Genomic DNA, 9,576 nt, shown 5'->3' with positions numbered 1-9,576 from the left:
GTCGCGCCAAATGATTATTGGAGGTAACCCTCTACATATAGTGGGCGGTTGAGTTAACTGCATACCCAGTTTAATAATTAATTGGTTTGATTCATCACGCCCGCTCCGCCCGGCGCACTTCTTCAATAAATGCTTTAACCCGCCGGGGCTCTTTTTTAAAACGAATAGAGGAACCGTCTGGATTGCGCGCGTTGGTTTCCGTACAACTGTCAACACCGGCCGGCCGAACCTGCCGGATTCCCGCGAAAATATTTTGCGCTGAAAGGCCGCCTGCCAGGATGACAGGGATGGAACTGTCCGCAACCAGTTCTGCAGCGATATCCCAGTCGCAGATCTTTCCGGTAATTCCGATAAATCCCTTGACCGGCGGCTGTATGAAGGCCGTTTCAAACGCCGGCAACAGGTACGTATCGGTTAAAAACAAATCGCTTACCGGTCGAAACAGTCGCGCCAATTGTAACGTGGGAACACTGCTTTGGGCGCCCGCCTGAACAATCGGTATCGATCGCATAATCCGAATTTCCGGAAAGACATCTTTAACACGCGCCTGTATTTTTAGCAAATAATCAATGAACGAATGCGGATGTGATAGCGGGGCGATATCTTCACAAAAATGTATAATATCAGGGTGATAATAATCCAGAAGACGCAGGATGGCATCCTCGTCTGAAAAAAGCGGTATCAGGCTGCTGCAGGCTTTGGCGGCCCGGGTGACATGGATTGTTTCCCGGACAGCGTCAACCTTCCAGTCCGCTTCACTCAGGATTACGCTCCCGATATGATCAACCCCCAGTGAAATCATTTCTTCGGCTTCAGCCGGGGTTTGCACCTCATAAACCTGTATGCGTATGTGTGACATGAATTTAGGAACCAAATTAAATTAAAGTTGACTTTTTTTGCCGTGTCTAACATATTCATCCTGATTTCACAATCCGTTTAGCGTGTTAATTGTTTATATTTTATGGATATCGATCTGTTCATGCCAGATGACAGTTCTAAAAGAGAGTGGCCGGGAATCCCATGATACTGATAATTGATTTTGGCTCTCAATATAACCAGCTCATTGCACGTCGGGTAAGAGAATGTCAGGTATACTGCCAGATTGAGCCGCCCGGCATCAGCCTCAGTGCAATCACAAAACTTCAACCCAAAGGGGTCATCCTGTCAGGGGGTCCTTCCAGTATTTATGAAAAGCAAAGTCCAAAGGTCGACCCCGGTATTTTTCATCTGAATATTCCCATTCTGGGTATCTGCTACGGGATGCAATTCATGGTGGATGCGCTGGGAGGACGAGTCGAAAGGGCCGGCAAGCGCGAATATGGCTTTGCCGCGTTAAACATCGCCCGTCAAAGCGGCCTTTTTGTGGGCGTTAAGAAAAAAACTGGCTGCTGGATGAGCCATGGGGATTCGATCACTAAACTCCCCCCGGGGTTTGCCGCCACCGCTTCCACTGAAAACACCCGATTCGCGGCTGCCGCCGATTCAACCCATAAACGATACGGCGTCCAGTTTCACCCGGAAGTCGAACACACCCCGCTCGGCAAAAAAATGCTGCGCAACTTCATGTTTGATATATGCGGCTGTAAGCGAAACTGGACCATGCGATCTTTTGCCAAACAAGCGGTCGCCCAAATTCAGGAGACCGTCGGAGACCGGAAAGTCATCTTGGGATTAAGCGGCGGCGTGGACTCCTCGGTCACCGCATTGCTGATCCACACGGCCATCGGAAAAAATCTCACCTGTATTTTTGTTGACAATGGACTCATGCGGAAAAATGAAGCCCAAAAACTGAAAGAAATATTTGGGCAGCATCTTCAACTTAATATCAAGTTTGTCAATGCCGGCCGGCAGTTTTTAAAAACACTCAAAGGCGTCACAGACCCGGAAAAGAAACGCAAAATTATCGGCAAGGTGTTCATGGATGTTTTTGAAGCCGAAGCCAAAAAAATTAAAGACGCTGTTTTTTTGGCCCAGGGAACACTATATCCGGACGTGATCGAATCCATCTCCGCTTTCGGCGGTCCCACATCCGTCATTAAGTCCCATCATAATGTCGGCGGCCTGCCCAAAAAAATGAAGCTGAAACTGGTCGAACCGCTTAAATACCTGTTTAAGGATGAAGTTCGCAAGCTGGGGAAAACGATCGGATTGCAGGAAACCCTGGTATGGCGCCAGCCGTTTCCCGGCCCTGGCCTTGCGGTCAGAATTATCGGTGAAATTACCCCCATACGGCTGTCGATCCTACGGGAAGTGGACGATTTGCTGCTTGCAGAAATTAAACACAGCGGCTATTATAAAAAATTGTGGCAGTCTTTTGCGGTGCTCCTGCCCATCAAAAGCGTGGGGGTTATGGGGGACAAGCGAACCTACGAAAGTATCGTTGCGATCCGCGCCATTACCAGCAGGGACGCCATGACGGCCGACTGGGCCAGGCTTCCCCATGACCTTCTCGGCCGCATTTCAAACAAAATCATTAATGAGGTCAGCGGCGTCAACCGGGTTGTTTATGACATCAGCTCAAAGCCGCCCAGCACAATCGAATGGGAATAAAAAATGGCAGATAATGGTTCACCAAAATTTAAAATCCGTTTTGACGATGAGGGCCCCTTTGATCCCAAGGGACCGGAGCCGCCGCTTCAGGAAAAAGTTGAAAATCTGCGGCTAAATAAATTAAATCGCAGAATCAATCTGTTTGCCGTTTTGGTACCCTGCTTGCTGGCGTTTATACTCGTTTTTGGATATTTTGATATTCGCAAAAAATTTGATAATATTCATATTTCAGAATCGTCTGATGTCCAGGCGCTTTCTAAAGATTTGGATTCAAAATTTTCTTCGCTGTCGATTCGCCAGGCAAAGATTGAATCCCTGCTGAATGAGAAAATCTCCGCAATGGAAAAAACCGCCGCCCGTCTCGAACAAAACCTGGAACAAACCGAAAAGGCATTGGCAGGGGTACGCTCGTCCACACCCGACAAACAGGAGCTTGCCGGCATCATTGCTGAAATGGATAAGACCCTTGAACCCATTCATACGGATTTAAAGAAACTGTCATCTGAAATAAAGAAAATATCATCTGAGGGAAAGTCGCTCCAGGACAAATTGGACAAACAGTCCGGAACGCTGGCGACCGCTGTGGGCAGCCTCCAGAAAGAAATCAGTGTGCTCAAGGCTGATACCGCCGCCCTGGGGTCCACCCGGGTCGACAAAAAAACATTTGATCTGACCAGCCGGCACCAAGAAAAATTTTACCAGCAGAAAATCAATGATCTTGAAAAATCCCTGTCGGAAAAAATTGGTGTTCTTCGCAACCAGATAAAGGCCCTGGAAGACAAGCAGAAGAAATCAACTGCAGCCGTAACAGCCCCGCCGGCATTGTCCGCCCCGCCCCCGGTTGAAAGCATCAAGCCCGCAATACCGGAACCCGGAAAAATCATTGAGCAGGACATAAAAAGATAGGTATTTGTTAATTATCAATTGAAAATTCTTAATTCTTAATTATCAATTTTTATTGTCATTCCGGCAAGCTCTTGGCCGGAATCCAGGAACCCAACAGACCCAATAGAACCGATAACATGCTGCCGTTGCAGAATCCTGAGTAATATTGTTGCGGTGCGCTACGGCCGTTTTTTCATCAGGGCTTCAATACGCGGGATATCGGCAGGCACGTCCACTTCAGGCGAATCATATTCGGTCAAGACCACCTTGATCCGATGTCCGTTTTCCAGCGCCCGGAGTTGCTCCAGCTTTTCAATGGTCTCCAGCGATCCGGTGGGGAGTTTTCTGAAAGTATCCAGAAAACGCTTGGAATAGGCATATATTCCCAAATGTTTATAGGTGTCAAATACCGTGTCAATGTCCCGCGCACACGGTATGGGTGAGCGTGAAAAATAGAGCGCATATCCCCGGGCGTCGAATATGACTTTGCAATCCTTGGGATTGGTTATCTCCTGTGGATCTACGATCTTAAAGGCGAGCGTGGTCATTTCCGCCTCTTTTGAATGAACCAATGGGTTGACCACCGCGTCGATATGGGCCGTAACAAATGCCGGCTGGTCACCCTGAATGTTTACGACGATATCGTCCGGCAAAAGACCCATTTTCTGGGCGGCATCGGCTACGCGATCGGTTCCGGATCGGTTTTCCTCACCGGTCATCATCGCCCGGCCGTCAAAACGATCTACCGCATCAACAATGCGCTGATTATCGGTTGCGACAACGACGTCGGAAACACCTTTTCCGTTTTTGGCGATTTCATACACCCACTGGATCATGGGCTTTCCCTTGATAAGGGCCAGGGGTTTCCCGGCAAAGCGAGTTGAACCATAACGTGCTGGAATAACAACAACTATTTTCATTTCTGAACTCCACGACTCACACTGAGATGGGTCCGTATGGTTTGGCAGTGCGTTTTTGCTTATAGATTAAAAATGATTTTATTGGCCGTTTCAATTTAATTGTTTAATTTCATTAACCTGCAAAAAAGTTTCAGGCTATTATTGGAGTTGTGAATATTATGAACAAAGACCTGTTAGATCAACTTTTAAATTCTGTGGCTGCGGGAAAAACATCCGTCGACGATGCCGCCCGGGAACTGAAAGATCTGGCCTACAAAGACATCGATTACGCCCATATAGATCATCACCGCTCCCTGCGCAAGGGTTTTCCCGAGGTTATTTTCGGCCTTGGCAAAAGTGCGGATCAAATCATCGGGATTATGACCCAAATGCTTCAACAGGAACATATCGTTCTGGTGACCCGCATCGATTCCCAGAAAGCCGCAAGGGTTCTTCAACAGTTTCCGGACGCCGTCTATGATCCGGACGCCCGGATGATCATACTGAAAAAACAGAACCCCATCGATCAGGGCAAAGGCACCATCCTGATCCTTTCAGCCGGCACATCGGACATTCCGGTAGCCAAAGAGGCGCACCTCACCGCAGAAGCCATGGGAAACCGAGTCCAGTCTGTGTTTGATGTCGGAGTAGCCGGCATCCACCGGCTGTTCAGTCATAAGGCGTTAATCGATAATGCCGCTGTTCTGGTCGTGGTGGCCGGTATGGAGGGCGCCCTTCCCAGCGTGGTGGCCGGAATGGTCAGTCGCCCGGTAATCGCCGTTCCCACCAGCGTGGGATACGGCGTCAGCCTGGGAGGTCTGACCGCGCTGTTTGCCATGCTCAACAGCTGCAGTTCCAATGTCGCGGTGGTTAATATCGACAACGGCTTCGGCGCAGGGTATATGGCCGCCATCATCAATCGGAAATAGAGCGCTTCGCTGCTCCACGGCGAAGCGCTCTATTTCCAGCCGCCGAGAAGATGCAAGTGCAGATGAAAAATTACCTGACCGCCGCCCCTTTCCACATTGAACAAGAGCTTATAGCCAGATTCAGCGATCTCCGTCCTTTTTGCCATTAGTTTGCCTGCCAGGATCATTTCGGAGACAATCCCGCCGTCTTTTGCATCTAAGTTATTAATGCTTCTGATATGTTTTTTGGGAACGATCAGAAGATGAACCGGCGCATGGGGTCGGATATCTTTAAATACAACCAGCGAGTCATTTTGATACATAAATTCAGCCGGCGCTTCCCCTTGAATAATCCGACAGAATATGCAGTCGTTAATCATATAAAGGACACCCTCCTTTGCAATCGGTATCTGTTTGTTTCACACGCGTCCGGAACGATTCATGTTCAGAAGAATGGATCCGCTTTGCAAAACACACCATTTTCTATGGCGAGAGAAGAAAATGACCACGAGGCCGAATCCGAAGAAAACAATATCCCTAATGAGGGTTTCCCAGACCGAGTAGGTGTAACCCCTATCGCCAACAGAAAAACAGCCGCAGTCAAACGCCTGCCCCCTGATCAGGTTAATGGAGAGTGCCGCGATAAAGGAGATCAGTAAAAAATTAATGACAAGTGCTGCAGAGCGGGGATAAATGCCCAAAACCAGCGCAAGACCGCAAAAAAGCTCTAAAAACGGCAAAACAATCGCGATGAGGTTGATGGTAAGCGCCGGAAAAAGATAGTAGCCGTAGATCACCTTGGCAAACTGCGCCGGTTCCATGATTTTATGATAGCTGGCGTAAATGAATACGGCGCCGAGAACCCAGCGGGCAGCCACCTCAAGCCAACTGTTGCGGATCAATTTATCAACTGTTTTATTCAACCGGGTAACCTTTCGCTATCCAGCCGGGATAACCATCAATATAAATACTTACATTGTGATAGCCGTTTTCTAAGAAAATCTGCGCCAGCTGATGACTGTCATCACATTCTCTACCCGAACAATAAGTGATGACATACGTGCTGAGGGAAAATTTTTCTTTGAATGTTTCCATCAGGGTGCCGGCTTCGTGCAAAGGCAACGAAAAGGCCCCTTTGATGTGGCCCTTATCAAAAAAACCCCTGGCCCGGGCATCTACGAAAACAGCCGCCGCACTGTCGTAAATTTTCTTGGCGGTCTCCGGCGCATTGATTTCAAGCTCATGAACGATCACATCGTTTTTGGACTGTGCACTTATCACACCCCGGCCCGGATCCCACTGTCCCACAAGGGCTATGCCGTTGGGCGAAATATAATTCACACAAAAGGCTGTGGTCGCCGCAAGTGCTACAAATAAACCGACTTCGTAAATAATATGTTTAATCGGCATTGTTCAACTCCATTCCGACAGTCCACCGCCCGACGACTGTCGGGGCTTCCAACGCTTTGGCAAGCTGTTTTAGAAAAAGCGTCCGTGACATTTCACGGGCGCCCAGTCTGATGAAATGGGGGGATGTAATCTGGCAATCAATGAATTCAAACGAATTATCGCGGAGATGGCTGACCAGAGCCGCCAGTGCCACCTTGGAGGCATCTCTGATCAGCGTGAACATTGATTCACCAAAAAAGCATCGCCCCAGGGACACCCCATATACCCCCCCTGCCAGTTTATCTTCGTACCAGGCCTCAACAGAATGGGCAAACCCCGACTCGTAGAGCCGGCTATAGGCGTTGATCATGTCTGCGCCGATCCAGGTCCCTTCGTCTTTATCTTGGCGTGTCCGGGCGCAGGCCGTTATCACCTCATTGAAGGCCTGATCCATGGTGATTCTGAATATGTTTTGTCTGATTTTTTTATGCAAGCTCCGTGAAGGTCTGAATTCCGCCGGATAGAGTACCAGACGTGGATCCGGGGACCACCACAGGATCGGTTCGGCGTCCATGAACCAGGGGAAGATCCCCTGACGATAGGCCAGCAGCAATCGATCCGGGCTCAGGTCGCCGCCGACGGCCAAAAGCCCGTCTTCACGGGCCAATTGGGCCGGGGGGAATATGATTTGTTCGTTTAACAGATAAACAGGCATCAATAGTGAAATGAGAGCTTGTCGTTTTCGATGTCTACAAAAACATTGCCCCCTTTTTCAAGTCCCCCGAACAGGATCTGTTCAGAAAGAATGTCTTTAATTTCAGTTTGCAGCAATCTCACAAGCGGTCGGGCGCCATAGCGCGGGTCATATCCCTTTTGCGCCAGCCACGTTCGTGTTTTTGCAGAAATGTCGAGAACCACCTTTTTAGCGGCAAGCTGATCATTCAGTTCGGCAAGGAACTTATCAACAACCCGCTCCATGATTTCAACTGTTAAGGGGTTGAAACCGATGATGGCGTCCAGGCGGTTCCTGAATTCGGGGTTGAAAAACTTCTCGATGGCCTTTTTGCCTTTTGAATCCGTGTCGTATCTCGCATCTCCGAAGCCGATGGCCTGGCTGCTCATCTCTCGTGATCCCACGTTGGAAGTCATCATGACCATCACATTGCGAAAGTCCGCTTTTTTGCCGGTATTGTCCGTCAAAGTGGCATGGTCCAGAACCTGAAGGAGGATATTATACATGTCCGGATGGGCTTTTTCGATTTCATCCAGCAGCAGGACGCTGTGGGGATGTTTGCGGATGCCGTCGGTCAGAAGTCCGCCCTGTTCAAATCCGATGTATCCGGGCGGTGCGCCGATCAGACGTGCCACCGTATGCTTTTCCATGTACTCACTCATGTCAAAGCGCAGAAATTGGACCCCTAAAAGAAAGGCTACCTGCCTGGCGACTTCCGTTTTACCCACACCGGTGGGGCCCGTAAACAAGAAAGAACCGATCGGTTTGTCAGGGGTGCCCAGCCCGGCCCTGGAACGCTTAATGGAAGTGACCAAAGATTTAATGGCGCTATCCTGGCCAAAAACCACTTCCATCAACCGCCCTTCCAGCGTTTCGAGTTTGGCCTTATCCGAAATGGAAATGTTTCGGGTGGGAATCCGGGCTATTTTGGCAACGATCTTCTCGATATCGGACGGATGAATTGTTGTCCTGCGGGGAGATCCGGAAAGTCGGACAAACGCCCCGGCTTCATCGATCACGTCGATTGCCTTGTCCGGAAGATAGCGGTCATTGATATATTTGGCTGAGAGCTCAACAGCCGCTTTAAGGGCCTGATCTGAATAGACGATGTTGTGGTGATCTTCATAGCAGGACCTTAACCCTTTCAGTATTTTAATGCTGTCCGACACCGGCGGTTCCGCAATCTCAATCTTTTCAAAGCGGCGGGACAACGCCCGGTCTTTTTCAAAATGATTTTTATACTCTTCATAAGTTGTTGATCCGATACACCGCAGGTCTCCGGTGGTCAGGGCCGGCTTTAAAATGTTGGACGCATCCATCGAGCCGCTGCTGGTGGCGCCTGCACCGACAACCGTGTGAATTTCATCAATAAATAAAATTGCATCCTTCTTCTTCTTTAGCGATGCCAGAACGCCTTTCAAGCGCTGCTCAAAATCACCGCGAAATTTCGTTCCGGCCAGCAGCGATCCGAGATCCAGCAAATAAATACGTACATTCTTCAGCAATTCCGGAATGTTGCCTTTGGACACTTTGATGGCAAGTCCTTCCGCCATTGCGGTTTTACCGACACCGGGATCGCCGACAAAGACGGGATTGTTTTTGCGGCGACGGCAAAGTACCTGGATGGTCCTTTCCATTTCAAGTTCACGGCCGATGAGGGGGTCCAGTTTGCCGCTTTCGGCACGCGCCACCAGGTCCACGGTAAACATTTCAAGGGGGTCGGATTTTTTCTGTTTTTCGCCCTTATCGGTTTTCGCAAATCCGCCGGGGATCTGTGGCGCCTTTGGAAGTTCATGGGAAATCAAGTTTAAGACATCGAACCGTGTAATCCCTTCCAGGGTCAGAAAATAAACGGCATTAGAATCTTTTTCCAGAAAGATGGATGCCAGCACATCCCCCACAGCCACTTCCTGTTTCTCGGCTGACCGCGCCTGGTTTACGGCCCGCTGAATGACCCTCTGGAATCCGACGGTCTGCTGCAAGACATACTCATCCCCTTCCGGGATACTTTCCAGTCGATCAACGAAAAAATCTTCAAGCGCCTGTTTCAGGTTTTCGACACTGCCGCCGCAACCCGCTATAATTTCTCTGCCGTTGTTGTCATACAGAATGGCAAAAAGAACGTGTTCGATGCAGACATATTCATGGCGTCTTTTTTTAGCCTCTCTCACCGCAAAACCAAGAGTTGCACTAAGTTCTTTACTGATCATGA

At 49.3% G+C, this 9,576-nt stretch carries 10 protein-coding genes; 3 read left to right on the top strand and 7 right to left on the bottom strand.

What is annotated here, in order from left to right; genetic code table 11:
* Positions 1–94 precede the first annotated feature (94 nt).
* On the bottom strand, positions 95–859 hold the full coding sequence (locus tag P1P89_14045) for a hypothetical protein (GenBank protein MDF1592633.1): 765 nt from the start codon (positions 857–859) through the stop codon (positions 95–97).
* A 161-nt stretch (positions 860–1,020) separates the two neighbouring features.
* On the opposite strand from P1P89_14045, the gene guaA reads away from it, so the two are divergent.
* Complete coding sequence (guaA, locus tag P1P89_14040) at positions 1,021–2,550, top strand: glutamine-hydrolyzing GMP synthase (protein MDF1592632.1); 1,530 nt, start codon at positions 1,021–1,023, stop codon at positions 2,548–2,550.
* Between the two features lie 3 nt (positions 2,551–2,553).
* Positions 2,554–3,456 carry a hypothetical protein gene (locus P1P89_14035; GenBank protein ID MDF1592631.1) on the top strand — a complete coding sequence of 301 codons (903 nt, stop codon included), beginning with the start codon at positions 2,554–2,556 and terminating at the stop codon, positions 3,454–3,456.
* A gap of 158 nt (positions 3,457–3,614) precedes the next feature.
* Here P1P89_14035 and kdsB read toward each other — a convergent pair whose 3' ends face one another.
* On the bottom strand, positions 3,615–4,355 hold the full coding sequence (kdsB, locus tag P1P89_14030; protein ID MDF1592630.1) for a 3-deoxy-manno-octulosonate cytidylyltransferase: 741 nt from the start codon (positions 4,353–4,355) through the stop codon (positions 3,615–3,617).
* Between the two features lie 158 nt (positions 4,356–4,513).
* On the opposite strand from kdsB, the gene larB reads away from it, so the two are divergent.
* Positions 4,514–5,263 carry a nickel pincer cofactor biosynthesis protein LarB gene (gene larB, locus P1P89_14025; protein MDF1592629.1) on the top strand — a complete coding sequence of 250 codons (750 nt, stop codon included), beginning with the start codon at positions 4,514–4,516 and terminating at the stop codon, positions 5,261–5,263.
* 29 nt (positions 5,264–5,292) lie between these two features.
* On the opposite strand, the gene P1P89_14020 is transcribed toward larB, so the two are convergent.
* From P1P89_14020 to clpA, 5 genes are read right to left on the bottom strand one after another with little or no spacing between them, the layout of a single operon-like run.
* Positions 5,293–5,622, bottom strand: a complete 330-nt coding sequence (locus tag P1P89_14020; GenBank protein ID MDF1592628.1) for an HIT domain-containing protein — start codon at positions 5,620–5,622, stop codon at positions 5,293–5,295.
* 39 nt (positions 5,623–5,661) lie between these two features.
* Positions 5,662–6,165, bottom strand: coding sequence for a DoxX family membrane protein (locus P1P89_14015; GenBank protein ID MDF1592627.1), 504 nt, complete (start codon positions 6,163–6,165; stop codon positions 5,662–5,664).
* On the bottom strand, positions 6,158–6,652 hold the full coding sequence (locus P1P89_14010; protein MDF1592626.1) for a rhodanese-like domain-containing protein: 495 nt from the start codon (positions 6,650–6,652) through the stop codon (positions 6,158–6,160). Before P1P89_14010 ends, P1P89_14015 begins: the two co-directional genes overlap by 8 nt.
* Positions 6,642–7,346: a leucyl/phenylalanyl-tRNA--protein transferase gene (gene aat / locus P1P89_14005; GenBank protein MDF1592625.1), complete on the bottom strand. Its 705-nt coding sequence runs from the start codon at positions 7,344–7,346 to the stop codon at positions 6,642–6,644. The genes P1P89_14010 and aat overlap by 11 nt, the downstream gene beginning before the upstream one ends.
* Positions 7,346–9,574 (bottom strand): ATP-dependent Clp protease ATP-binding subunit ClpA, encoded by a 2,229-nt coding sequence (clpA, locus tag P1P89_14000; GenBank protein ID MDF1592624.1) that lies wholly within the window; start codon positions 9,572–9,574, stop codon positions 7,346–7,348. The genes aat and clpA overlap by 1 nt, the downstream gene beginning before the upstream one ends.
* Between the last annotated feature and the right edge of the window lie 2 nt (positions 9,575–9,576).

This window comes from Desulfobacterales bacterium (assembly GCA_029211065.1).
GTDB lineage: Bacteria > Desulfobacterota > Desulfobacteria > Desulfobacterales > JARGFK01 > JARGFK01.
This window is presented reverse-complemented; position numbering and strand designations above follow the sequence as displayed.

Coding starts and splice junctions, on each gene's coding strand:
- guaA (MDF1592632.1), top strand. CDS start 1,021: ATGATACTGATAATTGATTTTGGCTCTCAATATAACCAGCTCATTGCA.
- P1P89_14045 (MDF1592633.1), bottom strand. CDS start 859: ATGTCACACATACGCATACAGGTTTATGAGGTGCAAACCCCGGCTGAA.
- clpA (MDF1592624.1), bottom strand. CDS start 9,574: ATGATCAGTAAAGAACTTAGTGCAACTCTTGGTTTTGCGGTGAGAGAG.
- P1P89_14035 (MDF1592631.1), top strand. CDS start 2,554: ATGGCAGATAATGGTTCACCAAAATTTAAAATCCGTTTTGACGATGAG.
- P1P89_14010 (MDF1592626.1), bottom strand. CDS start 6,652: ATGCCGATTAAACATATTATTTACGAAGTCGGTTTATTTGTAGCACTT.
- P1P89_14020 (MDF1592628.1), bottom strand. CDS start 5,622: ATGATTAACGACTGCATATTCTGTCGGATTATTCAAGGGGAAGCGCCG.
- aat (MDF1592625.1), bottom strand. CDS start 7,346: ATGCCTGTTTATCTGTTAAACGAACAAATCATATTCCCCCCGGCCCAA.
- larB (MDF1592629.1), top strand. CDS start 4,514: ATGAACAAAGACCTGTTAGATCAACTTTTAAATTCTGTGGCTGCGGGA.
- kdsB (MDF1592630.1), bottom strand. CDS start 4,355: ATGAAAATAGTTGTTGTTATTCCAGCACGTTATGGTTCAACTCGCTTT.